Source organism: Pseudomonas sp. GM78, assembly GCF_000282475.1.
In the GTDB taxonomy this organism is placed as follows: domain Bacteria; phylum Pseudomonadota; class Gammaproteobacteria; order Pseudomonadales; family Pseudomonadaceae; genus Aquipseudomonas.
On sequence record NZ_AKJF01000123.1, the window covers coordinates 18,155 to 43,475 of the forward strand.

Genomic DNA, 25,321 nt, shown 5'->3' on the forward strand with positions numbered 1-25,321 from the left:
TGCTTCGAGTGTAGACGGGCAAATCGGCGGGTGGGGTGGTGCAGGGGATTTTATCTGCAAAAACAAAACCCCCGGCCTGGGCCGGGGGTTCTGGTATCACTCGTCGAGGAAGGAGCGCAGGTGCTCGCTTCTCGTCGGGTGGCGCAGCTTGCGCAGCGCCTTGGCTTCGATCTGACGAATCCGTTCACGGGTCACGTCGAACTGCTTACCAACCTCTTCCAGAGTGTGGTCGGTATTCATGTCGATCCCGAAGCGCATGCGCAGTACCTTGGCTTCACGGGCAGTGAGGCCGGACAGCACTTCGCGCGTCGCTTCCTTAAGGCTCTCAACGGTCGCGACATCGATTGGCGACTGCATGGTCGAGTCTTCGATGAAGTCGCCCAGATGGGAGTCTTCGTCATCACCGATCGGGGTTTCCATGGAGATCGGCTCTTTAGCGATCTTCAATACCTTGCGGATCTTGTCCTCAGGCATTTCCATGCGTTCGCCCAGCTCTTCCGGGGTCGGTTCGCGACCCATTTCCTGCAACATCTGGCGGGAAATGCGGTTGAGCTTGTTGATCGTCTCGATCATGTGCACCGGAATACGGATGGTGCGAGCCTGGTCGGCGATCGAGCGAGTGATCGCCTGACGGATCCACCAGGTGGCATAAGTCGAGAATTTGTAGCCGCGGCGGTATTCGAACTTGTCTACCGCTTTCATCAGGCCGATGTTGCCTTCCTGGATCAGGTCGAGGAACTGCAAGCCACGGTTGGTGTACTTCTTGGCGATGGAGATCACCAGACGCAAGTTCGCTTCGACCATCTCTTTCTTCGCGCGGCGGGCCTTGGCCTCACCGATCGACATGCGACGGTTGATGTCCTTGATCTCGGCGATCGTCAAACCGGTTTCGGTTTCCAGCGCGGTCAGCTTCTGCTGGCAACGAATGATGTCCGGCTGCACGCGACCGATGGCTTCAGCGTATTTGCTTTTGCCCTTGGCCAGTGCATCGCTCCAGCTTTCGTCGACTTCGTTGCCCGGGAACTGGCGCAGGAAGTCGGCACGCGGCATGCGCGCATCACGAACGCAGAGCTGCATGATCGCACGCTCTTGCTGACGCAAACGATCCAGGGCACTGCGTACACGCTCGACCAGGCCTTCGAATTGCTTCGGAACCAGTTTGATCGGCATGAACAGGTCGGCCAGGGCCAACAGCTCGGCAATCGCCAGCTTGTTGTGGCGACCGTGCTTTTTCAGCGCCTTGCGGGTGATTTCCATCTGATCGGCGACAGCACCAAAGCGCTGGGCGGCGATGATCGGATCCGGACCGCTTTCGGCTTCTTCTTCGTCATCGGAAGCTTCGGCGTCATCGTCGTCGGAATCGTCATCCGCTTTTGCGGTCTTGGTGTCGATCGGCGGTGGCACCTCCGCTGCAGGCGGCGCAATACCGTCGTCCGGGTCGATATAACCGCTCAGGACGTCGGACAGGCGGCCACCTTCGGTGGTGACGCGAGTGTATTCGGAGAGAATATGATCAACCGTGCCAGGGAAGTGCGCGATTGCGCTCATCACTTCACGGATGCCCTCTTCAATACGCTTGGCGATTTCGATTTCGCCTTCACGCGTGAGGAGCTCGACCGTACCCATTTCACGCATGTACATGCGCACCGGGTCGGTTGTGCGACCAATGTCGGTCTCGACCGCTGCCAACGCAGCAGCTGCCTCTTCGGCCGCGGCTTCGTCGGTATCGGCGTCGGCCAGCATAAGGGAATCCTTATCTGGCGCAACCTCGAATACGTTGATCCCCATGTCGTTGATCATGCGGATGATGTCTTCCACCTGTTCCGGATCTGAAATATCCTCCGGCAGGTGGTCGTTGACCTCCGCGTAAGTCAGGTAGCCCTGCTCACGACCCAGTTTGATCAACTCAATAATACGAGACTGCTGTTGCGCTTTTCCGGACATAACACCCTATCCACTGAAGGTCTTGGCGGGCAAAAAACAAGCCGAGGATTATACCTGAGCTATGACCTCACGCGCCAGTTGAGGTCGGGTTTGATGCGGAAACATTGCGACTTAATAGGTCGCGCAGTTGATTTTTCTCTTCTGTGCTCAGCTCGCTTTGACGGGCTTTCCTGAGCAGTTGTTCCAGGTTTCGCTCGCGTTGGCGGGCTGACAAGCTAGTAATGGTGTCGAAAAACTGTTGTTCAAGGTTATCTCCGTCAATCAGCCATTCCTTTTCCGCCAGCGCCTTGAGCAAGCGTCCTTGCTCCGTGCCGTGCCAGCGCGCAATCAACTGAAATGAGTTTAGCTTGGGATTCTTCTGTACGGCTTCGAGCAGCGCCACCAGCAGTTGCGTGTTGGTGTGGTCCTCGGCGGCAAAGTGCCCGGCATCCTCGACTTTCTCAGCCAGTTGCGGGTGGTGGAGCAGCGTGCGCAACGCGGCGAGCGTCGGAGGCTCAACGGCCGCCGGCACCCTGGGCGCACGGGGTTGGTCGCGATCACCGCCACGTTTGCCGTTCTTGTCCCAAGGCTTCTTGTCCCACTTCTTGCCGCCCGCGCCGGGCTTCTTCGGCGTCCATTCCTGCTGCGGTACGTACATTTCCTGCGATTGCGGCTGATGATAGTCGCTGTAATCGGGCATCGCGTCGTAATCGAAGCCGGGATCGTAGGCCGGCGGCGCTTCTTGCGGGGCGCTCTGCACCAACTGGCTGACGGCTTCCCCGCTCAGGCCGGTGATTTCGCTTAGGCGCTGGCGCATCAGGATGCGCAGGTTGGCTCCCGGAACTTTGTCGATCAACGGTGCTGCCAAGGTGGCCATGTGGGCCTTGCCTTCGAGTGAGCGCGGGTCGGCTTCTTCCGTCAGTTGCTGGAAAAAATAATCGGCTAATGGTTGCGCATGCTGGTTGATGCGCGCGCGGAAGGCGTCGGTGCCTTCGGAGCGGACCAGGGTGTCCGGGTCTTCGCCTTCGGGCAGGAACAGGAAGCGGGCGCGCCGGCCATCCTGCAGGCTCGACAGCGTGGCCTCCAGGGCTCGCCAGGCGGCGTTGCGACCGGCCTGGTCGCCGTCGAAGCAGAACAGCACGCTGGGCACGACGCGAAACAGCCGTTTCATGTGCTCTTCGCTGGTGGCGGTGCCCAAGGTCGCGACGGCATTACGCAAGCCTTGCTGGGCGAGGGCGATGACGTCCATGTAGCCCTCGACGACGATGATTTCGTCGAGGTTGCGATTGTTCTTGCGTGCTTCGAACAGGCCGTAGAGTTCCTGGCCTTTATGAAAGACCGGGGTTTCCGGTGAGTTGAGGTACTTGGGCTTGTCGTCGCCCAGTACCCGGCCACCAAAGGCGATGATGCGCCCGCGACTGTCGCGGATCGGGAACATCACGCGATCGCGAAAACGGTCGTAGCGTTTGCCGGTTTCGGCGTTCTCGATCAGCAGGCCGGCATCGATCATGGCTTTTTGTTGCAGGGTATCGCTGCTCAAGTGCTTGAACAGGTTGTCCCAGCCAGGTGGCGCAAAGCCGAGGCCGAAGTCCCGGGCGATTTCACCAGTCAGCCCGCGACCTTTCAGGTAGTCCACCGCGGCCTTGCGCGCCGGGTGGCTTTTCAAGGCCTGGCGGTAGAAATCGGCGGCGGCCGTGAGCAGCGGGTACAGCGGCGAGTCGGTTGGCTGGCGCGGCTTGTGCGAGCGCCCGCTTTCTTCGCGGGGGATTTCCATGCCGGCGGCTTTGGCCAGTTCCTCGACAGCCTGGGGGAAGTCCAGGTTGTCGTGGTCCATGATGAAACCCAGGGCATTACCGCCAGCGCCGCAGCCGAAGCAGTAATAGAACTGCTTGTCGGGGCTCACGCTGAAAGAGGGGGTTTTCTCTTTGTGGAACGGGCAGCAGGCAGTGTGGTTCTTGCCGGCCTTTTTCAGTTGCAGGCGCGAGCTGACCACGTCGACGATGTCGGTGCGGTTCAGAAGGTCGTCAATGAAGCTCTGGGGAATTAGCCCGGCCATGGCGTTCTCGTCATCTGCGCTGAAAAGGAACCGAAGCGAAGGGTAGCTGGGCGCGGGTCATTGCTTGAGGCGCGCAAAATATACGGCTCGACCGGTATCGCCTGCATTATCGCTTTCGGGAAGTGTATCTGCCGAAAATCCACTGACGTTACTGCTCATCAGTATTCGACTATTTGAAAATGTTGCGCTGAATCCGGCTGCGACCAGTCAATGGTCTCGGATAGCTCATTATCTTGCACGCAAGCAGGTGCCTTGGGCTGATCGTCGTGAGAGGAATCAGTGGGTGTGCTCGTCAGTAGCCTTGAAAGGCTCGTCAGAAAAGACGTGCACCGCTGGCAAAAGAGCCAGGTCTGACGCGGTGAAGCAGATTTGTCTCGGTCGCATCTGCGGCTTCGACGGTGAAGCATCAAGCGTTTTACGCAAATGCCATAAGCCCGGCTCAGAGCCGGGCTTGGCAGAAGCTTGCTACGATCGTCTGTGTATTAGTACAGACGAACGGCGCGGCGCTGTTCGCGCTGAACTTTCTTGGCGTGACGCTTAACAGCGGCTGCTGCTTTGCGCTTACGCTCAGAAGTTGGCTTCTCGTAAAATTCGCGGCTACGAACTTCAGCCAGTACACCGGCTTTTTCGCAGGAGCGCTTGAAACGACGCAGAGCTACGTCGAAGGGTTCGTTCTCTTTTACTTTGACGGCTGGCATCCAGAGCTACCTTCATTCATTACCGGGGTCAACATCCTCGCGGCAAAAGAGCACTTGAAGACGTCGGTTTTTAAGGGTTGCGGATGTTAACCCCTCATCGCACGGAATGCAAAGCCTCTGATCGAAAACCGCTGGTCGGGGCATCACGCGACGACTATTATGCGCGCCTTCGAATTCAGCCTAAACAAGGCGCAAACCCATGCTAGTACTGGGATTAGAAACCTCTTGCGACGAAACCGGTGTCGCACTTTACGACAGTGAGCGCGGCCTGCTGGCCGACGCGCTGTTCAGCCAGATCGACCTGCACCGTGCGTATGGTGGCGTAGTGCCGGAGCTGGCCTCGCGTGATCACGTCAAGCGCATGCTGCCCTTGATTCGTCAGGTGTTGGCCGAAGCCGACTGCGTGCCAACCGAGATCGACGCCATCGCTTATACCGCGGGTCCTGGCCTGGTCGGTGCGTTGCTGGTCGGTGCGTCCTGTGCTCAGGCACTGGCCTTTGCCTGGGGCATTCCGGCGCTGGGCGTGCACCACATGGAAGGTCACCTGCTGGCGCCGATGCTGGAGTCGCAACCACCAGAATTTCCGTTCGTCGCTTTGTTGGTCTCGGGCGGCCATACGCAGTTGGTTCAGGTCGACGGAATCGGCCAGTACACGCTTTTAGGCGAGACCCTGGACGATGCCGCGGGCGAAGCCTTCGACAAGACCGCGAAGATGATGGGGCTCAATTATCCAGGCGGACCGGAAATCGCCCGCCTGGCAGAGCAGGGTGTTGCAGGACGTTTCGCCTTCCCGCGTCCGATGTGCGACCGCCCTGGCCTGGACTTCAGCTTCAGCGGCTTGAAAACCTTCGCCCTGAACACCTGGCAGCAGTGTGTGAGTGCCGGGGACGACGGTGAGCAAGCCCGTTGCGACATCTCGCTGGCGTTCCAGCAGGCCGTGGTGGAGACTTTGACCATCAAGTGCAAGCGCGCCCTGAAAGCGGCTGGCATGAAGCGCCTGGTGATCGCTGGAGGCGTCAGTGCCAACAAGGCGTTGCGCACTTCCCTGGAAAAAATGCTCGGCGACATGAAGGGCGATGTTTTTTATGCCCGTCCGCAGTTCTGCACCGATAATGGCGCCATGATTGCGTTTGCCGGCTGCCAGCGGCTGCAGGCCGGCCAGCAGGAAAGCCTGGCGATCAGTGTGCAGGCGCGGTGGCCGATGGAGCAATTGTCGCCCCTGTGATGAAAGGCGCTTATGCCTGGCCGCTAAAAATGCCGTTCGCGCCCGGCAAACAGGTCGCGTAGATTGCCTCGGTGGCGCCAGACGATCATGCCGGTCAGGGCGCACATGGGCAGCAGTGCTGCCGGTTCTTGCCAGGCCAGCAGTGGCAGGGTCAAGGGTGTGGCGATCAAGGCGGCCAGCGAGCTGGTGCGGGTCAGGTAGAACGTCAGCAGCCAGGCGCAGACCGCCATCAAGGCCGCAGGCGGGTATAGGCCCAGCAACATGCCGGCAGCGGTGGCGACACCCTTGCCGCCGCGAAAGCGGAAGTACAGCGGGAACAGGTGGCCGATGACGGCGCAAACGCCGATCCAGGCCTGGTCTTGAAGTGACAAGCCTGCGCTGCCGGCGACCAGCACGGGCAGCAGGCCTTTGCAGAGGTCGCCGAGCAAGGTCAGGATGGCGAGTTTCTTGCCGGCCAGGCGCAACATGTTGGTGGCGCCAGCATTGCCCGAGCCACTCATTCGCGGATCGGGGCTACCGGTCAGGCGGCTGAGCAAGATGGCGAAGGACAGAGAGCCGAGCAGGTAGGCGAGGATCGCCAGTAACCAAAACATGCTAACCATTCCGGGCGAGGACGCCCTGATTCTAACGGCGCATTGCGCCCTTGTCGTGTAGCGGAGAAAAGTGCTTGGACAGAGTGTTTATCGAGGGCCTGGAAGTCGACACCGTAATCGGTGCCTATGACTGGGAGCGAGGCATCCGACAGTGCTTGCGGCTTGACCTGAGTTTCGCTTGGGACAACCGTCCGGCCGCCGCTGGCGATGACCTGACCCTGGCGCTTGATTATGCGAGCGTTTCATCGCGCGTCCAGGCTTTTGCCGAGCAGGCGCAGTTCCAGCTGGTCGAGACCTTTGCCGAGCGCCTGGTCGAAGTGCTGATGAGCGAATTCAAGATCACCTGGATGCGCCTCAAGCTGACCAAGCCAGGTGCGGTTCCTGCCGCTACAGGTGGCGTGGGCGTGGAGATCGAGCGCGGATGTCGCTGACTCAGGTGTATCTCGGGCTCGGTAGCAACATCGAGCGCGAAACCCATTTGCAGGCCGGCCTGGACGCCCTGGCGGGTTTTCTGGTGGATATACGTTGCTCGGCGGTCTTCGAAAGCCAGCCGGTGGGAATCAAGAGCGGGCCGTTCTTCAATTTCGTGATGTCGGCCTATACCGACTTGTCGCTGATGGAGCTGGATCGCCGGTTGAAGTTCATCGAGGCTGACAACGGGCGTTACGCACCTGATCGCCGAGGTTTGCCTCTGGATATCGACGTGTTGCTATTCGGTGACCTTGTGGGCAACTTCGATGGCCTGGTGCTGCCGAGGGCGGAAATTCTTAAAAATGCGTTCGTTTTGTGGCCGCTGTCTCTGATTGCGCCGGATCGGGTGCATCCTGGCGTAGGCAAGAGCTTTGCGACGTTGTGGGGTGAAGCGCAGATTGATCAGGTGTTGGCGCCGGTGGCGTTTGAATGGCGTGGGGAGCAGCTGACGCCTTCGAATTTGTTGTGACAGCGATTACGCCTTCGCGGGCAAGCCCGCTCCCACAGGTACGATGCAATTTCTGTAGGAGCGAGCATGCTCGCGATGCTTTTCAGGTAGACGCCGCTTCTTTGTAAGCTTTCAACGCTTTCAGCCGTTCACGCTTGATGGCCTCGCCCAACTCAGGCCCTTTGTATCCCTGCTCCAGCAATGGTTGAACGGCAACGCTGCGCGCCGCCGTCGCCGCCCCGCGCAAGTAATCCGCCTGTGGATAACTTGTCTGCTCCAGTCCCTTGCGCCCACGAGCATCCATCTCGCACGCCGCAATGAACTCCTCGAACCGTTGAGGTCGGCGGTAAACGTCGAAGCTTTGCAGTAATTCCAGCAGTGTCGATGGCTTCAGTTCCAGAGCACGATGGCCATGGGTGTGATATTCGCCCACCAGCAACGCCAGCTCCTGGCAATCCTTTGGTGCCTTGAAGCGTTCGTTGACCGCCTTGATCAATTTCAGCCCCTTGGACTCGTGGCCTATGTGGCGCGGCCATTGCTCCTCTGGCGTCAGTCCTTTACCCAGGTCATGCAGCAGGCAAGCCCAGCGCACGGTCAGTGGTTGTTGGTGTCGTGCCGCTTGCTGCAGCACGCTCAGGGTGTGGACGCCAGTGTCGATTTCCGGGTGGTGGGTGGCGGGCTGCGGGACACCGAACAGCGCGTCGACTTCCGGCATCAGCACTTTGAGCGCACCGCAGTCGCGCAATACCTCGATGAACACCTGTGGCTGATTTTCCATGAGGGCGCGCGAGATTTCTTTCCAGCTGCGTTCCGCCGTCAGCGCCTGGAGTTCGCCTGACTCACTGAGCTGGCGCATCAGTTCGAGGGTTTCGGGGGCGACAGAAAAGCCGAGATCGGCATAGCGAGCCGCAAAACGGGCAACGCGCAAAACTCTGAGGGGATCTTCGGCAAACGCGGGGGAAACGTGACGAAGCACGCGGGCCTCGAGATCGCGTTGACCGTGATAGGGGTCGGTCAGGTTCTGCCGATCGTCCTCGGCCATCGCGTTGATCGTCAGGTCGCGGCGAATCAGGTCTTCTTCGAGGGTCACATCGGGACTGGCGTGGAACGTGAATCCGCCGTAGCCGCGTCCACTTTTGCGTTCGGTCCGGGCGAGGGCGTATTCCTCGCCGGTTTTCGGATGAAGAAACACCGGAAAGTCAGCACCTACCGGCCGGAAACCCTTGGCGAGCATTTCTTCAGTGGTCGCGCCGACCACGACTCGGTCGATGTCGGTGACAGCTATGCCGAGCAGGCGATCGCGTACGGCACCGCCAACTTTATAAATCTGCATGAAAAACCTCCGTTAGCTCGACAGGATAACCGTTACGTCGAGCGTTCGGAGGCCCAAACAGGATCACAAATGGATGACGGCCAGGTCCAGCCGGCCGTAATCGCCTTCGCTGTGTTCTCCTCTGGGTGGCACATGGTGGGTTTTCATGACTTGGTCACCCTGCAGGGTTTCCAGGTGAATATCGAAGCCCCAGAGGCGATGCAGATGCTTGAGCACTTCCTCGGTGGACTCTCCCAGGGGTTTGCGGTCGTGCTGTTGGTGGCGCAGGGTCAGGGAGCGGTCGCCGCGTCTGTCGATGCTGTAGATCTGCACGTTAGGTTCGCGATTGCCCAGGTTGTACTGTGCCGCCAGGGTTTCGCGAATGATGCGATAACCGCCTTCGTCGTGAATGGCTGGTACCAGCAGATCGTCCTTCTGGTCGTCATCGAGAATGCTGAACAGTTTCAGGTCTCGGATCACTTTGGGTGAAAGGTACTGCAGGATGAAACTCTCATCCTTGAAGCTGCTCATGGCGAACTTGATGGCTGCAAGCCAGTCGGTGCCGGCAATGTCCGGGAACCAACGATAGTCCTCCTCAGTAGGTTCTTCACACATGCGACGGATGTCGCGGTACATGGCAAAGCCCAGGGCGTAGGGGTTGATGCCGCTGTAGTAGGGGCTGTCGAAACCAGGCTGGAAGACCACGCTGGTGTGGGATGTGAGGAACTCCATCATGAAACCGTCGGTCACCAGTCCTTCGTCGTACAGGTCGTTCATCAGGGTGTAGTGCCAGAAGGTCGCCCAGCCTTCGTTCATGACCTGGGTCTGGCGCTGTGGATAAAAGTACTGGGCGATCTTGCGTACGATCCGCACGATTTCCCTCTGCCAGGGCTCCAGCAGCGGCGCATGTTTTTCGATGAAGTACAGGATGTTTTCCTGCGGTTCGGCGGGGAAGCGCGCGTTGTCCTTGTCGCTGTACTTGTCCGCGCCTTTGGGTATGGTGCGCCAAAGATCGTTGATCTGCTTCTGCAGGTGTTCTTCCCGGTCCTTTTGCCGGCGCCGTTCTTCCTCTGCGGAAATAGGGTAGGGACGCTTGTAGCGGTCGACCCCGTAGTTCATCAGGGCGTGGCAGGAGTCGAGCAAGTCTTCGACTGCATCGATGCCATGGCGCTCTTCGCATTGCATGATGTACTGCTTGGCGAACACCAGGTAATCGATGATCGAGCTGGCATCGGTCCAGGTGCGGAACAAATAGTTGCCCTTGAAGAAGCTGTTGTGTCCGTAGCACGCGTGCGCCACCACCAGCGCCTGCATGCAGATCGTGTTTTCCTCCATGAGGTAGGCGATGCACGGGTCGGAGTTGATCACAATTTCATAGGCCAGCCCCATCTGGCCGCGCGTGTAGGATTTTTCGGTACTGAGGAAGTGTTTGCCATAGGACCAGTGGTGATAACCCAGCGGCATGCCGACGGACGCGTAGGCGTCCATCATCTGTTCAGCGGTGATCACTTCGATCTGGTTAGGGTACGTATCGAGCGCGTAGCGAGCTGCAATACGACTGATTTCACGGTCGTACGCCTGGATCAGCTCGAACGTCCACTCTGATCCTGTGGATATGGGTTGGCGCTTCAGCTCTTTGGCGGTCATGTCACTAACCTGCGCTGGAAGAGTTCACGGAAGACCGGATAGATATCCCCGGCCGAGACCAGTTGTTGCTGGGCAAAAGTGTCGGAAAAGGCTTCGGCGATACGCTCGTACTCAAACCACAGGGCCTGGTGTTCCCGTGGGGTGATCTCAACGTAAGTGTAGTACTGCACGAATGGCATGATCTGGTTGATCAGGATGTCGCGGCAAATCGGCGAGTCGTCGTTCCAGTTGTCGCCGTCGGAGGCTTGGGCGGCGTAGATGTTCCATTCGTTGGCCGGATAGCGCTCGGCCATGATCTCTTGCATAAGTTTCAAGGCGCTGGACACGATGGTTCCGCCGGTTTCCCGGGAATAGAAGAACTCTTCCTCGTCCACCTCGCGGGCACTGGTGTGGTGACGGATGAACACCACGTCGATCTTGTCGTAGTTACGCTTGAGAAACAGGTACAGCAGGATGAAGAAGCGCTTGGCGATGTCCTTGGTCGCCTGGGTCATGGAGCCGGAAACGTCCATGAGGCAAAACATCACCGCCTTCGAGCTGGGGTTGGGCTGCTTGATCAGCAAGTTGTACTTGAGGTCGAAGGTGTCGAGAAACGGTACGCGATGAATGCGTGCGCTGAGTTTTTCGATTTCTGCCTCAAGTTCCTGGATATCGCCGAAGTTGTCTGGTTCTTCCTGCTTGAGTCGCAGGAGTTCTTCCTTGGCTTCGCGCAGTTTCGCCCGGCTGCTGCCCGAGAGGGCGATTCGCCGTGCATGGGCCGAGCGCAAGGTGCGGATGATGTTGATCCGCGACGGGTTGCCCTCGTTGCTGATCCCCGCGCGCACAGTCTTGAAGGTGTCGGTGCCGGTCAGGTTGCGCTTGACCAGGTTCGGCAGCTCGAGGTCTTCGAACATGAATTCGAGGAATTCTTCCTGAGTGATCTGGAAGACGAATTCGTCCATCCCTTCGCCCGAGTTACCGGCCTTGCCAGGCCCTCTGCCGCCGCCACCCCCCGGTGGGCGGGCAATGTGTTCGCCGCTGGTGAATTCCTTGTTGCCCGGGTGCACGACGGTCTGTTTGCCACCGCGACCGTGGTGAAGCACCGGTTCGTCGATGTCGCGCCCCGGGATGCTGATTTGCTCGCCGTGTTCCATATCGGTAATGGAACGCCGGCTGACCGCCTCTTCGACAGCCTTTTTGATGTGATCACGGTAACGCCGCAGAAAGCGTTGGCGGTTTACCGTGCTCTTGTTCTTGCCATTGAGACGTCGGTCAATCACATAGCTCATAGGGAGCCCTCCGGGCAGCTACAAGTTACAAGCTTCAAGCTACAAGCTCGAAGCTTTCAAAGCAAACAGGAGCCACCAGCAGCCTCAAGCGCCCACACGGTGTGCTTGAGGCTTGTAGCTTGCCGCTTGCAGCTGCCTTACTGCGATTTTCTGACCCGCAGGTACCACTCGGACAGCAGCCGTACCTGTTTGTCGGTGTAACCCCGCTCGACCATCCGTGTGACGAAGTCGTTGTGTTTCTGCTGGTCCTCTTTGCTGGCCTTGGCGTTGAAGCTGATGACTGGCAGCAGGTCTTCGGTGTTGGAGAACATTTTCTTCTCGATGACCACCCGCAGTTTTTCGTAGCTGAGCCAGGTCGGGTTCTTGCCGTTGTTGTTGGCACGGGCGCGCAGCACGAAGTTGACGATTTCGTTGCGGAAATCCTTCGGATTGCTGATGCCTGCCGGTTTTTCGATTTTCTCCAGTTCTTCGTTCAGCGCTACGCGGTTGAGGATCTCGCCGGTTTCCGGGTCGCGATACTCCTGATCCTGAATCCAGAAATCGGCGTACAGCACGTAACGATCGAAGATGTTCTGGCCGTATTCGCTGTAGGACTCGAGGTAGGCGGTCTGGATCTCCTTGCCGATGAATTCGATGTACCGTGGTGCCAGGTACTCCTTGAGGAAACGCAGGTAGCGTTCGCGGGTTTCGGCCTGGAACTGTTCCTGCTCGATCTGTTGTTCCAGCACGTAGAGCAGGTGTACCGGGTTGGCGGCGATTTCGTGGGGATCGAAGTTGAAGACCTTGGACAGGATCTTGAACGCAAAGCGGGTCGACAGACCGTTCATGCCTTCGTCGACACCGGCGTTGTCGCGATACTCCTGGATCGACTTGGCCTTCGGATCGGTGTCCTTGAGGTTTTCGCCGTCATACACGCGCATCTTGGAGTAGATGTTGGAGTTTTCCGGCTCCTTGAGGCGTGACAGCACGGTGAACTGGGCGAGCATCTTCAAGGTGTCGGGCGCGCAATGGGCTTTGGCCAGCGAGCTGTTGAACAGCAACTTGTCGTAGATCTTCACTTCGTCGCTGACCCGCAGGCAGTACGGCACCTTGACGATGTAGATCCGGTCGATGAACGCTTCGTTGTTCTTGTTGTTACGGAAGGTATGCCACTCCGATTCGTTGGAGTGGGCCAGCAGGATCCCGGTAAACGGAATCGCGCCCAAGCCTTCGGTACTGTTGTAGTTACCTTCCTGGGTGGCCGTCAGCAGTGGGTGCAGCACCTTGATCGGCGCCTTGAACATTTCGACGAATTCCATCAGGCCCTGGTTGGCCCGGCACAGTGCGCCCGAATAGCTGTAGGCATCGGCGTCGTTCTGTGGGAACTCTTCCAGTTTGCGGATATCGACCTTGCCCACCAGTGCCGAGATGTCCTGGTTGTTTTCATCTCCCGGCTCGGTCTTGGCCACGGCGATCTGGTTGAGGATCGACGGATAGAGTTTGACCACGCGGAACTGGCTGATGTCGCCGCCGAATTCGGCCAGGCGCTTGGTGGCCCATGGCGACATGATGGTGTTGAGGTAGCGCCGTGGGATGCCGAAGTCTTCCTCGAGGATCGCGCCATCTTCAGTGGCGTTGAACAGACCCAGGGGCGATTCGAATACCGGCGAGCCCTTGATTGCGTAGAAGGGCACTCGCTCCATCAGTTGTTTGAGTTTTTCGGCCAGGGACGACTTACCGCCGCCGACGGGACCGAGCAGATAAAGGATCTGTTTCTTCTCTTCCAGGCCTTGGGCGGCATGGCGGAAATACGACACGATCTGGTCGATGCATTCTTCCATCCCATGGAAGTCTTCAAAGGCCGGGTAGCGACGGATTACCTTGTTGGAGAAGATTCGCGACAGCCTCGAGTTGGTCGAGGTGTCGAGCAGTTCCGGTTCACCGATGGCCAGCAACAGACGCTCGGCGGCGGAAACGTAGGCGCTACGGTCCTTTTTGCACAACTCCAGATACTCTTGCAGAGAGAGTTCTTCCTGGCGTGTGGACTCGAAACGTTGTTGGAAGTGGCTAAAGATACTCATGACGTCACCTCGCTCGATACGTGGAGCCGACGCCGGATCACTCAGTCGATGCTGGCAGCAACCGAACAGGCGGTCGCTGTTTACCCCCCAGAACTCTTTCGGAGCTGACTACCCCGAAAGCTACTCCCGATGACCCGTGCGCCGGTGTACCGGCTCTCCCCTGTTTTGGATGGCCTGCGCTTAAGGATAGTTGGGAATTCGGGAGGTAAAGGCGAGATACGTAATTAGTTGTGGCTGACCGTTCGTCTGCCACCGCGCAAGCCCGCGGTGGCCGGGGCTTGCGCATGACAAAAAAATTATTCGCTGGTGCCTTGCGCCGTTTCCGCAGGGTAAGTCGTACGCCACAGCTCAAAACCGCCATCCATGCTGTAGACGTCGGAGAAGCCCTGGCTGATCAGGTAGGCAGCGGCACCCTGGCTGGAGTTGCCGTGATAGCAGACCACCACGGTTGGCGCGTCCAGATCGGCGCCCTGGATGAAGGCGTGCAGGGAGTGGTTGTCCAGATGCTTCGAGCCGCTGATGTGCAGGGCGGCAAAGGTCGCAGGATCCCGGACGTCGACCACCACTGCGCCTTGCTCGCGCAGGGCTTGGGCCTGTTCCGGGGGAATACGTTTGAATTCGCTCATGGCGGGCTCCTGTGGCTCGGCAGAAAGTGCAGTCTAGCGCGGGGCGCTGACTGGCGATGGTTCGGAAATCCGTGGGGCGACTGGCGGTTCGGCGGCATGGCCATGCTCGTCGCATTTGCAGGCCAGGCGTTCACCGGTGTCGACATTCATCAGGGTCAGGGCACCGCCCCAGACGCAACCGGTGTCGAGGGCCGAGATGCCCGGTTCCTGGATCTTGCCTTCCAGCGCCGCCCAGTGGCCGAAGATGATCTTTACGTCCCTGGTCTTGCGTTCCTTGTGCTGGAACCAGGGCTTGTAGCCTGCAGGGGCCGTTCCCAGGCCTTCCTTGCTCTTGAGGTCGAGCTTCCCCTCGGCCGTACAGAAGCGCATGCGCGTGAAATAGTTGGTAATCACCCGCAGACGCGTCACGCCCTTGAGGTCACTGTCCCATTTCGCCGGATCGTTACCGTACATGCCATCGAGGTAGGGCGGCAGCAGGTTGTCATCACGCAGGGCCGTCTCGACTTCGGCTGCGTATTTCAATGCTTTGCGCAGTGACCACTGCGGCGGAATGCCAGCATGCACCATCGCCACGTTGCGCTGTTCATCGTAGTGCATGAGTTTTTGCTGGCGCAGCCATTCCAGTAGCTCGGCGCTATCGGGGGCTTCGATAATCTCGCGCAGGGTGTCGGCTTTCTTCAGGCGCTCGATGTTCTTCCCGGCCGCCAGCAAGTGCAGGTCGTGGTTGCCGAGCACGCACACCAGCGAGTGACGGATGCTATAGAGGAAGCGCAGGGTTTCCAGCGACTGCGGGCCGCGGTTGACCAGGTCGCCTACCAGCCATAGACGATCTTTTCCCGGATCGAAGGCGACCTTCTTGAGCAGGCATTGCAATGCCTCGAGGCAGCCTTGCAGGTCGCCGACGGCATAGGTTGCCATCAGTGCAAGGCTCCGGGCACCGCCAGGCGGAATGGGGCGATGATGGCATCGAAATGTTTGCCGTCGTCGGCGAGCATTTGATAGGTGCCTTGCATGGTGCCGACTTTGGTGGTCATGACCGTGCCGCTACTGTAGGTATGGCTTTTGCCCGCATCGATCAGCGGTTGCTGGCCGACCACGCCTGCGCCGCGGACCTCTTCGACATGCCCATCGCCATCGGTGATGACCCAATGCCGTGACAACAGTTTGGCCGGTAGCAGGCCGTTATTTTTCACGGTGATGGTGTACGCGAAGGCAAAACGCTCTTGCTCGGGTTGCGATTGTTCTGCCAGATAGCGGGTGACGACGCTGACGTCGACCTGATAACGAGGATCGGACATGCAAAGGGCCTTAAAAACGAAGCGGAACGCGGGACGTAGCTGATAAGTCAGTCTAGGCCAGGTATCGGATAGTAAACCAGACATGGGCGCTGGTGTCCTACCCGATAACGCTTCAGTTCTGTCAGGCGTCCGCGGCTTTCTGTAGGACTTGTTCGCTAAGCTTGTCGGCAAGGCGTACGAATGCCGCCAGATCAAGCTGCTCGGGACGCAAGCTGCCATCGACGCCGGCGGCTTCGATTTCGGCGTTGCTCAGCAACAGCTTGAGGGTGTTGCGCAGGGTTTTGCGGCGCTGATTGAAAGCCTCGCGCACGACGCGCTCCAGCAAACGGTGGTCCTTGGCCGGGTGCGGCAGTACCGCGTGGGGCACCAGGCGCACGATGGCCGAGTCGACCTTCGGCGGTGGATTGAACGCGCCGGGACCTACGTTGAACAGATGTTCGACCCGGCAGTGATACTGGACCATGATCGACAGCCGGCCCCAGTCACCACCGCCAGGCCCTGCCGCCAGACGCTCGACCACTTCCTTCTGCAACATGAAGTGCATGTCGCGGATCAGGTGGGCGTTGTGCAGCAGGTGGAAAATCAGCGGTGTAGAGATGTTGTACGGCAGGTTGCCGACTACACGCAGGCTACCAGGTGCGGCATTCAGGCTGGTGAAATCGAACTTCAACGCATCACCCTGATGCAGGTTGAAGTTGCTCTTGCCGGCGAACTGTTGGTTGAGGATCGGGATCAGGTCCTTGTCCAGTTCCACTACGTCGAGCTGCGCACCACTGCTGAGCAGGCCTTGGGTCAGCGCGCCCTGGCCAGGGCCGATTTCCAGGAGGCGGTCTTCGGCCTTGGCATGGATGGAGCGCAGGATGCGGTCGATAACGCCAGCATCGTGCAGGAAATTCTGGCCAAAACGCTTGCGCGCCTTGTGTTGGTATTGCTCGGTCATAAACGGGTCTCGGCCATCTGGTAGGCGGTTTCCAGGGCGACTTGCAGGCTGCCGGTGTCGATCTTGCCACTGCCGGCCAGGTCCAGGGCGGTGCCGTGGTCGACCGATGTGCGGATGATCGGCAAGCCGAGGGTCACATTGACTGCTGCGCCGAAGCCTTTGTATTTCAGCACAGGCAGGCCCTGGTCGTGGTACATCGCCAGCACTGCATCGCAGTGCTCCAGATATTTGGGGGTAAACAGAGTGTCGGCGGGCAACGGGCCACGTAGGTCCATGCCTTCGCCGCGCAGGCGCTCTAGCGTGGGTTCGATGATATCGATTTCTTCATGGCCCAGGTGCCCGCCTTCACCGGCATGGGGGTTGAGTCCGCACACCAGGATACGTGGCTGGGCGATGCCGAACTTTTCTTTCAGGTCGCTGTGCAGGATTCGCGTGACCCGCTCCAGACGCTCCGGCGTGATCGCATCGGCAATCTCGCGCAGGGGCAGGTGAGTGGTGACCAGCGCCACGCGCAGGCCGCGGGTGGCGAGCATCATGACCACTTGCGAGGTGTGGGTCAGGTCGGCGAGAAATTCCGTGTGCCCGGAAAACGCGATACCGGATTCATTGATCACGCCTTTGTGCACCGGGGCGGTGATCATGCCGGCAAAATGCCCGTCCAGGCAGCCCTGGCCAGCGCGGGTCAGGGTCTCCAGGACGAAAGCGGCGTTAGCCTTGTCCAGCTGCCCAGCGACCACCTTGGCGTTGAGCGGTGTATCCCACACATACAGGCTATTGGCGGGAGCGGGAGCATCCGGCCAGTTGTCCGGCGTGACGGGCAGCACATCGACGACCACGCCCAGTTGCGCGGCCCGCTCAAGGAGCAGGTCGCGGCTGGTGATGGCAATCAGGGGGTGTGGCTGGGCGTGCGCGGCGAGCAGCAGGCACAGGTCGGGACCTATGCCGGCCGGTTCGCCGGGTGTCAGCGCGAAACGCTTGGGTTTCACTGTGCTGCCTGGTCGGCGCCAGGGAGTTTGATTTCAACGTACGCTTCGTCACGGATCTGACGTAGCCAGGTTTGCAGCTCTTCGTCGTACTTGCGGTTACGCAGTACGGTCATCGCTTGCTGCTCGCGAGCCTGGGTCGTGCTGTCGGTGGCGCGACGACCGAGGACTTCCAGGACGTGCCAGCCGTATTGAGTCTGGAATGGCTTGGACAGCTGACCTTGTGGGGTCTTGGCCATCACTTCGCGGAACTCCGGAACCAATACATTCGGGTCGATCCAGTTCAGGTCGCCACCATTGAGGGCGGAACCCGGGTCTTCCGAGAAGCTTTTTGCCAGTTCGCCGAAATCTTCGCCGGCTTCGATGCGGGTGTAGAGCGATTCGGCCAGGGCCTTGGTTTTGACTTCGTCACGGATCGGGCTTGGTTTGACCAGGATGTGACGTACGTGCACTTCGTCACGCACCTGCGCCTCACCGCCACGCTTGTCGGTGATCTTCAGGATGATGAAGCCCCCCGGCGTACGCATGGGTTGGGTAATGTCGCCAACAGCCATGGTGCTCAACAAGCGATCGAAGGGGGGTGGCAATTGAGCGGCTTTACGCCAGCCCATGTCACCACCTTCCAGTGCGGTTTCGCTGGCGGACTTGGCGATTGCCAGCTGACCGAAGTCAGCGCCTTGCTTGAGCTGCTGGTAGACCGCGTCGGCCTGCTTGGCGGCATTCTGGATGGCGTCGGAGTTGGCGCTTTCCGGCGTAGGAATCAGGATGTTGGCCAGGCGAAACTCTTCGGACAGCTGCATTTTGCCAAGATCCGAGGCCAGGAAGTTCTTCACTTCCTGCTCGGAGACCTGGATGCGCTCGGCGACGCGGCGCTGGCGCACGCGACTGATGACCATTTCGCGACGAATCTGGTCACGTGCGTCGTCGTAGGACAGTCCGTCACGCGTCAGGGCGGCGCGGAATTGCTCGACCGACATGTTGTTGCGCTGGGCAATGGTGCCAACAGCCTGGTTCAGTTCTTCATCGGTGATACGGATGCCGGAACGTTCGCCGATCTGCAGTTGCAGGTTTTCGACGATCAGGCGCTCAAGCACCTGTTGCTCCAGTACGCTGGCCGGTGGCACGGCGGAGCCGCGCTTGGCGATGGTTTGCTGGACTTCATGGACCCGCTGGTCCAGTTGGCTCTGCATGACCACGTCGTTGTCGACGATGGCCACCACTTTATCGATGGACTGTACCGCGGCGTTGGCCGCGGTACCCAGGAACAGCGCGCCCAGCAACAGCGGGCGCAGACAATCAGAAAGCTTGGTCTTCACGTTCACGATAACCTTGGATGCCTTTGTCGAGGAAACTCTCTACTTTGGAGCCAGTGAGGCCGCCGAGTCCCTTCAGAACAATTTGGAGGAAGACGCCATGGTCGCCTTTTTCGTTTTCCGGGGCGTCTTGACTGGTTTCGTCATAATCGACCCAGTAACGGTTGATCAGGCGCAGTTTCCAGCAGCAGTTGTCGTACTCGAAACCACCGAAGGCTTCTAGGGTACGGTTGCGGTTGTAGTCGTACTGCCAGCGGCTGATGACGTTCCATTGCGGCACGACCGGCCAGATCACCGAGAAGTCGTGCTGTTCGATCTTGTAGTAGTCCTTCACGTAGCCAGGTTGGCCCGGGGTGCCGTAATCGCCACCGCCGACCTGCCATTTACCGGAGTTCTGGTCGTAACGAATCTGGTCATTGCGATAGCGATAGCCGGCGTTGATGACCTTGTTCGGGTTGTCTTCAGGCTGGTAGTGGAACATCGCGCTGCCCGAGCGAGGGCTGCGGCTGTCCGGGTCCCAGTTGTAATCGGCAGTGGTGCGCCAGTCGCGATTCCAGCGATATTCGTACTCCAGTGCATATGGAGAGACGTCAGAGTGCGCGTCTTCGCGGGTTTTTGCATCGATGCCCGGCAATTGGACTTCGCGATCCTTGAAGTAGAAAGCCTGGCCGACGCTGATGCGTTGGCGCTCGAAGCCGTTTTCTTCGATCCAGCGGCTGGTCACGCCCAGGGACAGTTTGTTCTCGTCGCCGACACGGTCGGAGCCAGAGAAACGGTTGTCGCGGAACAGCGATGCATAGTTGAAGGTGTATTCGCTGGTATCGAATACCGGAATGTCTTCCTGGTCCTTCTCGGGTACGTAGAGGTAGAACAGGCGTGGCTCAAGGGTCTGGTTATAGTTCTTGCCAAACCAGTTGGTCTTGCGGTCGAAATACAGGCCGCTGTCGATGCTTGCAATCGGCACGCCGCGGTTCTGGTTGCTGTCGAACGTGCCGTTGAGCCGGTCCTGTTCTGCAGTTTGCGCTGCAACCTGGCTTTTCCCGATGCTGTCCAGGTCCAGTTGGTACTGCGTGTACTGGTACTTGAGTTTTGGCGTCAGGAAGCCATAGCTCGCCTCCATCGGAAAGCTGACCGCTGGCGCAAGGTTGAGGCGATCGCCATTGGCGCGTGCCAGACCCTGGACGTTGGTGTCGAGGCGTGGCGATACATTGCCGTCTTCATCGGTGAAGCTGCCGTTCTTCAAGTCCCGGTCAAACCGCACGAGCTCAGTGTCATAGGTGAAACTCAGGCCGCCTGGACGCTCCGGCAGCGCACCGTTGAAGGTGATCTGTGGCAAGCGGTCGTACGGCGTGATGTTCGACACGGTCGCCAGTTGATAAGCCTGGGCATTCACGCGGGCAGTGTAGCTGTCGCCGCGGTAGGTCACGGCACCCTGCTGGTTGACGTAGTCGGCGCTTTTCACACCGATCTGGTCGGTTTGCAGATCCTGGAAGTAATAGGGGTCGCTGATCTTGGTGTAATCGACTTCCGAGAGTACACGCGAGTCGAGACCACCCTTGTGCTGCCAGTTGTACATGTAGCGGGTTTTTTCGTAATCGGTCTGCTGCTTGCGATCGTCATTCTCGTCGTTGAGGTACGCGGCGCCGAACTGACCTTCGCTGGACTTGGTCAGGTAGCGGAATTCGCCTTCCATCAACAGGCCGCGATCGCTCATGTAGCGCGGGTACAACGTGGCATCGTAGTTTGGTGCCAGGTTGAAGTAGTACGGAGTGACCAGCAGGAAGCCGGTATCGCTGCCGCTGCCAATGGTCGGCGGCAGGAAGCCGGATTGACGACGGTCGTCGATCGGGAAGTAGATGTACGGTGTATACAGGATCGGAATGTCCTTGACCCGCAGTGTGACGTTGGTCGCCGTACCGAAGCCGGTAGCCGGGTTCAAGGTGATGTTGTTGCCCTTGAGCTGCCAGGCGTTGCTGTTCGGCTCGCACGTGGTGTACGTACCATCCTTGAGTCGAATGATGGCGTTCTCGGCACGCTTGGCGTACAGCGCGTTACCGCGGATGCGCGATTTGTGCATCACGTATTCGGCGTTGTCGACCTTGGCTTCACCGGTATCGAGCTGCACGTCGGCGTGGTCACCCACGATCAGTGCACCGTTGTCGCGAATGCGCACGTTGCCGCTCAGCTCACCACGGCTCTCGGCCTGGTACAGGTTGGCTTCGTCGGCTTCGACCTGCATGCTGCCCTGGCGCATGACCACGTCACCGGCCAGGGTGGCGACTTGCTCATCCTGCTTGTAGCGGGAAGCTTTGGCGCCGATAAAGGTTGGGGCGTCACTTTTATTCGTCTTGTCATTCATGCCAGGACGAATCGGTTCGATATAGGAACCAGAGCAATAAGGACCGGTTTCGGCCAATTGTGCTGCAGTGAGCTGCTCGCGCGGAACCCAGTCGAGGTGGCTGTAGTCTGCGCTACGCGACTTGAGGCCACGGCCTTTGGATTCGGTGACCAGTGCTGGTTTGGCCCCCGTGTCTTCGCTGGCGCCCGTTTCGGCGGGTGCCTGGCCGGTGGTGCTGGCTGCGCTGCCCTCATGGACTGGGCGCGGAGGCAATGCAGCCGCCTGCGATTTTGGCGCACAATTCCAGGCACCCGAAGCAGAGACCGAGCAGTCATACTGTTCCGCGGCGACCACGAAAGGGCTGGCCAAGGGTTGCAGAGCCAGCAAACTGCCGGTCATCAACAACGGAAATTTTTTACGAAACGCGGGGGATTTCAATGCCATCTTAATAGTCCGGGCTTCCTGCGTGCCATCTGCCCGCGGTGTGGGCCGCACGCCTCTCGATGGTCTGAAAAAGATGCTGGATAATAAAGCATGACCCGCTTGACGGCTAGCGCCGTCGGAGACCCTTGCAATGCCTGACCAAGATCTACGTTTGCAACACCTGAAAGTTTGGCTCGATGAACAATTGCCAATCCTTTTCGCGCAACAGGGATGGGGTGCCGTACCCCCGGCTACGTTGACTGCGGCCAGCAGCGACGCGAGTTTTCGGCGCTATTTCCGTTGGGAAGGCGCCGGTAGGAGCTTGATCGTGATGGACGCCCCTCCGCCCCAGGAAAACTGCAAACCCTTCGTGGATATCGCTTTTCTGCTGGCGAAATCCGGAATAAATGTGCCGAAGATCTATGCCGAAGACCTTGAGCGCGGATTTCTTTTGCTTAATGACCTGGGCAACAAGACGTACCTGGACGTGATCGACAGCGCAAACGCCGACGATTTGTTCAAGGATGCCCTGCAAGCGCTGCTGGCATTCCAGCAGTTGCCGATGGTTGCGCCACTGCCGAGTTACGACGTGGCGTTGTTGCGTCGTGAGCTGGAGTTGTTCCCCGAGTGGTACGTCAAGCATGAGCTGGGCATCGAGTTCGATGCGGCGCAGCAAGTCCTCTGGCAGCAGGTCAGCGATCTGCTGATCGACAGTGCTCTGGCTCAGCCGAAGGTCCTGGTGCACCGCGACTACATGCCGCGCAATCTGATGCTCAGCGAACCCAATCCCGGTGTGCTGGACTTCCAGGACGCCGTCTATGGTCCTGTTACCTACGACGTGACCTGCCTGTTCAAGGATGCCTTCCTCAGTTGGCCCGAGGAGCGCGTGCGCGGCTGGCTGGAAAATTACTGGCAGCAAGCAGCTGCGCTGGACATTCCGGTGCAGCCAGACTTCGAAGACTTCCTGCGCGCCAGCGACCTGATGGGCGTGCAGCGTCACCTCAAGGTGATCGGGATCTTCGCTCGTATTTGCCACCGTGACGGCAAGCCGCGTTACTTGGGCGATGTGCCACGCTTCTTTGCGTATATAGATGCAGTGATTGCGCGTCGTCCTGAGCTGGCTGAACTGGATGTATTGCTGGCCAGCCTGCGTGCTGGAGTGCCGGCATGAAGGCGATGATTCTGGCGGCAGGCAAGGGCGAACGCATGCGTCCCTTGACCCTGACCACGCCCAAGCCGCTGGTTCGTGCCGGTGGCGTGCCGCTGATCGAGTATCACCTGCAAGCCCTGGCGGCGGCGGGCTTTACCGAGATCGTGATCAATCATGCCTGGCTGGGTGAGCAGATCGAAGACTATCTGGGCGATGGCTCGCGCTACGGTGTGAGTATTCGCTACTCGGCCGAAGGTGAACCGCTGGAGACCGGCGGCGGAATCTTCCGCGCCTTGCCGTTGTTGGGTGACGAAGCTTTCCTGGTCGTCAACGGTGATATCTGGACCGACTACGACTTCAGCGTGCTGCATCAACCCATCACCGGGCTGGCGCATCTGGTGCTGGCCGACAACCCGCCCCATCATCTCGCTGGAGACTTCAGCCTGGACGACGGCCAGGTCCGGGACGGTCAGCCGGACACCGCAACCCTTACCTACAGCGGTATCGCCGTGCTGCATCCACAGTTGTTCGATGGGTGCTCGGCAGGGGCGTTCAAGCTCGCGCCGTTGTTGCGCAAGGCCATGGCTGACGGGCAAGTGAGCGGCGAACGCCTGAAGGGGCTTTGGGTGGATGTCGGCACCCACGAGCGTCTGGCCGAAGCTGAAACCCTGATCGAAGCGAGCCGCTGACATGCTGTGGCCAGGGACTCTGATCGGAGCTGGAGCGGGCTTTGCCATCGCCAGCATTCCCGGGGCCATGCTCGGGGCCTTGCTGGGGCAGGTGCTGGATCGGCACCTGCATCTGCAAAGCTGGGCGCATTTGCGTGAAAAGCTCGGGGGGCGACCTGTCCTGCGCAACGACGAGTTGTTGTTTGTGTTGCTGGGGCGCCTGGCCAAGTGTGATGGACGGGTTGTGGAGGGGCATATCCAGCAGGCTCGCGCGGAGATGCGTGCCTTGGAAATGTCCGAATCGGCACAGCGCCGGGCGATTGCCGCGTTCAATCGTGGCAAGTCAGGCAGTGACCGGTTGGGTGGCCATTTGCGCCGGCTGAGGGCTCAGCCCTTTGCCGCCGAAGGGGTGTTGCGCGCTTGTTGGCGGATGGTTTGGGCTGATGGTCATGCAGGCATCCGCGAGCGTGAACTGCTGCTCCAGTGGGGCGGCTGGCTGGGTTGGAGCGAGCGGCAGGTCAGGGCGTTGGCGGCCGATTACGAGCCACAGCAGCGTCCGTTGGCCAACAGTGTTATTTCCTATCAGGACGCCTTGCGGCTGTTGGGGGTGTCTGCCACCAGTGAGCCCGCCCAGATCAAGCGCGCCTATCGACGCCTGCTCAGTCGTCATCACCCGGACAAGATTGCCGGCAGTGGTGCAACGGCGTCGCAGGTTCGCGAGGCGACCGACAAGACACGCGAGTTGCACAACGCCTATACGTTGATTCGACAGCGGCGGGATTTTCGCTAGCAGCGAAGCGTTGCGTCGCCCCGAGAATGGGGCGACCCAGTCCATCAGTCCGGCGAATTCTGCGGATTCAACCAGCCCCGCACCCGGCGCACCAATTGTTCCTGTTGTGCCTTGTTATTGCCTGGCAAAGCCTTGAGCGAAACCTGGCTGAAGGCCGAAGTCTTCAAGCGTTTGCTGGCTTGCAAGCGGGCCAGTGCCGCGTTGCGGTCCAGCGGCTTGTCCATATAGAAGAGGTCGGCGGTGGGCAGCTTGAGGGTTGGTGCGAGTTCGTCCAGTTCAGGTGTCACTTTGGCCGGCGTCTGCGCGGCGACCATGACGAAGCGCTCGACTTGCGCCGTCTGCTTATCGCTCAGATACCGCGCGGCCCAATAGGCGCCGGTACCATGCCCCAGCACCACGATGCTGCGAGCGCTTTGCTGTTCGGCAAAAGCGATGGCCGCGTCGATGCGGGCGAAGATTCGCTCGGCGTCAGCCTTGGTCTGCTCGTCGGCGGTTTCGGCGACGGCCTTGTCCGCCACCTCGGCTTCGCCGCCCGCCGCCTGTTCGATGGGGGCCGCGGTGGTTGAGTCTTTGCTGCCGACGTCTGGCGCCTTGGCTGCTGGAGCGGCTTCCACAACGCGCGGTGCCATGGCATCACTTTGCAAATCAGGCAGGGTGATACTCAGGCTGCTCCATTGGGCATCCGGCAATTGGCGGCGCAACGGGCCGATTGCTTGCGGCCAGTCAACGGTTTCGCCAGCGCCGGGGATGATAATGACAGCGCCTTTTGGATCAGCGGTGTTGGCCTGCTTCCACAGGGCAAGGAAGGTATCGCTGCCCGCTTGCAGTTGTTGCTGTTCCTGGAACGCAATTGTGCGCGCCAGTGCATTGGCTTCTTCCTGACTACGCTCAGGCAACGGCTGGCGTTCGAGTGGTTTTTCTTCGGCGGGTTTTTCTGCTGCGGCAGGCGTCGGGTCAGCCGCCTCAACGGAAAAAGCCCATGGCAGGATCAGCGACAGGCACAATGCTGGCAGTGCCAGGCGGTAGACAGGGAGCATCGGATATTCCAGGCCAGAAGTAATTCCGGCAGCCTAATGGGTTGGTCAGATTTT

At 59.6% G+C, this 25,321-nt stretch carries 22 protein-coding genes; 6 read left to right on the forward strand and 16 right to left on the reverse strand.

Going from position 1 to position 25,321, the window contains the following annotated elements; translation table 11 throughout:
* Positions 1-96: 96 nt before the first annotated feature.
* From rpoD to rpsU, 3 genes are all read right to left on the reverse strand, one after another.
* Positions 97-1,944, reverse strand: coding sequence for an RNA polymerase sigma factor RpoD (gene rpoD / locus PMI35_RS12230; RefSeq protein ID WP_008061537.1), 1,848 nt, complete (start codon positions 1,942-1,944; stop codon positions 97-99).
* A gap of 67 nt (positions 1,945-2,011) precedes the next feature.
* Positions 2,012-3,979, reverse strand: coding sequence for a DNA primase (dnaG, locus tag PMI35_RS12225; protein ID WP_008061538.1), 1,968 nt, complete (start codon positions 3,977-3,979; stop codon positions 2,012-2,014).
* Between the two features lie 482 nt (positions 3,980-4,461).
* Positions 4,462-4,677 (reverse strand): 30S ribosomal protein S21, encoded by a 216-nt coding sequence (gene rpsU, locus PMI35_RS34090; RefSeq protein WP_002551877.1) that lies wholly within the window; start codon positions 4,675-4,677, stop codon positions 4,462-4,464.
* A 199-nt stretch (positions 4,678-4,876) separates the two neighbouring features.
* Here rpsU and tsaD point away from each other — a divergent pair, with 199 nt between their 5' ends.
* Positions 4,877-5,902, forward strand: coding sequence for a tRNA (adenosine(37)-N6)-threonylcarbamoyltransferase complex transferase subunit TsaD (gene tsaD / locus PMI35_RS12220; RefSeq protein WP_008061540.1), 1,026 nt, complete (start codon positions 4,877-4,879; stop codon positions 5,900-5,902).
* Between the two features lie 23 nt (positions 5,903-5,925).
* On the opposite strand, the gene plsY is transcribed toward tsaD, so the two are convergent.
* Positions 5,926-6,495 carry a glycerol-3-phosphate 1-O-acyltransferase PlsY gene (gene plsY / locus PMI35_RS12215; protein WP_008061541.1) on the reverse strand — a complete coding sequence of 190 codons (570 nt, stop codon included), beginning with the start codon at positions 6,493-6,495 and terminating at the stop codon, positions 5,926-5,928.
* Between the two features lie 74 nt (positions 6,496-6,569).
* On the opposite strand from plsY, the gene folB reads away from it, so the two are divergent.
* Both folB and folK read left to right on the forward strand, forming a co-directional pair.
* Positions 6,570-6,926 (forward strand): dihydroneopterin aldolase, encoded by a 357-nt coding sequence (gene folB, locus PMI35_RS12210; RefSeq protein ID WP_008061543.1) that lies wholly within the window; start codon positions 6,570-6,572, stop codon positions 6,924-6,926.
* Positions 6,917-7,435, forward strand: coding sequence for a 2-amino-4-hydroxy-6-hydroxymethyldihydropteridine diphosphokinase (gene folK, locus PMI35_RS12205; protein ID WP_008061544.1), 519 nt, complete (start codon positions 6,917-6,919; stop codon positions 7,433-7,435). Before folB ends, folK begins: the two co-directional genes overlap by 10 nt.
* An 82-nt stretch (positions 7,436-7,517) precedes the next feature.
* Here the strand turns inward: folK and PMI35_RS12200 are convergent, their stop codons facing one another.
* From PMI35_RS12200 to PMI35_RS12150, 11 genes are all read right to left on the reverse strand, one after another.
* Positions 7,518-8,747, reverse strand: coding sequence for a multifunctional CCA addition/repair protein (locus PMI35_RS12200; RefSeq protein WP_008061549.1), 1,230 nt, complete (start codon positions 8,745-8,747; stop codon positions 7,518-7,520).
* Positions 8,748-8,810: 63 nt separating this feature from the next.
* On the reverse strand, positions 8,811-10,373 hold the full coding sequence (locus PMI35_RS12195) for a SpoVR family protein (RefSeq protein ID WP_008061551.1): 1,563 nt from the start codon (positions 10,371-10,373) through the stop codon (positions 8,811-8,813).
* Positions 10,370-11,641, reverse strand: coding sequence for a YeaH/YhbH family protein (locus tag PMI35_RS12190; protein ID WP_008061553.1), 1,272 nt, complete (start codon positions 11,639-11,641; stop codon positions 10,370-10,372). The genes PMI35_RS12195 and PMI35_RS12190 overlap by 4 nt, the downstream gene beginning before the upstream one ends.
* 137 nt (positions 11,642-11,778) lie before the next feature.
* A complete protein-coding gene (locus tag PMI35_RS12185) occupies positions 11,779-13,701 on the reverse strand; it encodes a PrkA family serine protein kinase (RefSeq protein WP_008061555.1) in 1,923 nt (640 codons plus the stop codon).
* Between the two features lie 296 nt (positions 13,702-13,997).
* A complete protein-coding gene (glpE, locus tag PMI35_RS12180; protein WP_008061556.1) occupies positions 13,998-14,327 on the reverse strand; it encodes a thiosulfate sulfurtransferase GlpE in 330 nt (109 codons plus the stop codon).
* A gap of 33 nt (positions 14,328-14,360) precedes the next feature.
* Positions 14,361-15,245, reverse strand: coding sequence for a symmetrical bis(5'-nucleosyl)-tetraphosphatase (locus PMI35_RS12175; protein WP_008061558.1), 885 nt, complete (start codon positions 15,243-15,245; stop codon positions 14,361-14,363).
* Entirely contained in the window at positions 15,245-15,625 is a 381-nt protein-coding gene (apaG, locus tag PMI35_RS12170; protein WP_008061559.1) for a Co2+/Mg2+ efflux protein ApaG, read from the reverse strand. The genes PMI35_RS12175 and apaG overlap by 1 nt, the downstream gene beginning before the upstream one ends.
* 121 nt (positions 15,626-15,746) lie before the next feature.
* Positions 15,747-16,565, reverse strand: a complete 819-nt coding sequence (gene rsmA / locus PMI35_RS12165; RefSeq protein ID WP_008061562.1) for a 16S rRNA (adenine(1518)-N(6)/adenine(1519)-N(6))-dimethyltransferase RsmA — start codon at positions 16,563-16,565, stop codon at positions 15,747-15,749.
* The gene (gene pdxA, locus PMI35_RS12160; protein ID WP_008061564.1) at positions 16,562-17,551 is read right to left on the reverse strand and encodes a 4-hydroxythreonine-4-phosphate dehydrogenase PdxA; all 990 of its coding nucleotides are present in this window, start codon (positions 17,549-17,551) and stop codon (positions 16,562-16,564) included. The genes rsmA and pdxA overlap by 4 nt, the downstream gene beginning before the upstream one ends.
* Complete coding sequence (gene surA, locus PMI35_RS12155) at positions 17,548-18,864, reverse strand: peptidylprolyl isomerase SurA (protein ID WP_032831772.1); 1,317 nt, start codon at positions 18,862-18,864, stop codon at positions 17,548-17,550. Before surA ends, pdxA begins: the two co-directional genes overlap by 4 nt.
* Positions 18,845-21,643 carry an LPS-assembly protein LptD gene (locus tag PMI35_RS12150; RefSeq protein ID WP_008061566.1) on the reverse strand — a complete coding sequence of 933 codons (2,799 nt, stop codon included), beginning with the start codon at positions 21,641-21,643 and terminating at the stop codon, positions 18,845-18,847. The genes surA and PMI35_RS12150 overlap by 20 nt, the downstream gene beginning before the upstream one ends.
* Positions 21,644-21,773: 130 nt before the next feature.
* Between PMI35_RS12150 and PMI35_RS12145 the strand changes: the two genes are divergently transcribed.
* Genes PMI35_RS12145 through PMI35_RS12135 form a run of 3 tightly spaced genes read left to right on the forward strand, consistent with a single transcriptional unit; the run spans position 21,774 to position 24,230 of the window.
* Entirely contained in the window at positions 21,774-22,793 is a 1,020-nt protein-coding gene (locus tag PMI35_RS12145; protein WP_008061567.1) for an aminoglycoside phosphotransferase family protein, read from the forward strand.
* Positions 22,790-23,461 carry an N-acetylmuramate alpha-1-phosphate uridylyltransferase MurU gene (gene murU / locus PMI35_RS12140; RefSeq protein ID WP_008061568.1) on the forward strand — a complete coding sequence of 224 codons (672 nt, stop codon included), beginning with the start codon at positions 22,790-22,792 and terminating at the stop codon, positions 23,459-23,461. Before PMI35_RS12145 ends, murU begins: the two co-directional genes overlap by 4 nt.
* A 1-nt stretch (position 23,462) precedes the next feature.
* Complete coding sequence (locus tag PMI35_RS12135) at positions 23,463-24,230, forward strand: DnaJ domain-containing protein (RefSeq protein ID WP_008061569.1); 768 nt, start codon at positions 23,463-23,465, stop codon at positions 24,228-24,230.
* Positions 24,231-24,274: 44 nt separating this feature from the next.
* On the opposite strand, the gene PMI35_RS12130 is transcribed toward PMI35_RS12135, so the two are convergent.
* Positions 24,275-25,267 (reverse strand): alpha/beta hydrolase family protein, encoded by a 993-nt coding sequence (locus PMI35_RS12130; RefSeq protein ID WP_008061570.1) that lies wholly within the window; start codon positions 25,265-25,267, stop codon positions 24,275-24,277.
* Positions 25,268-25,321 lie beyond the last annotated feature (54 nt).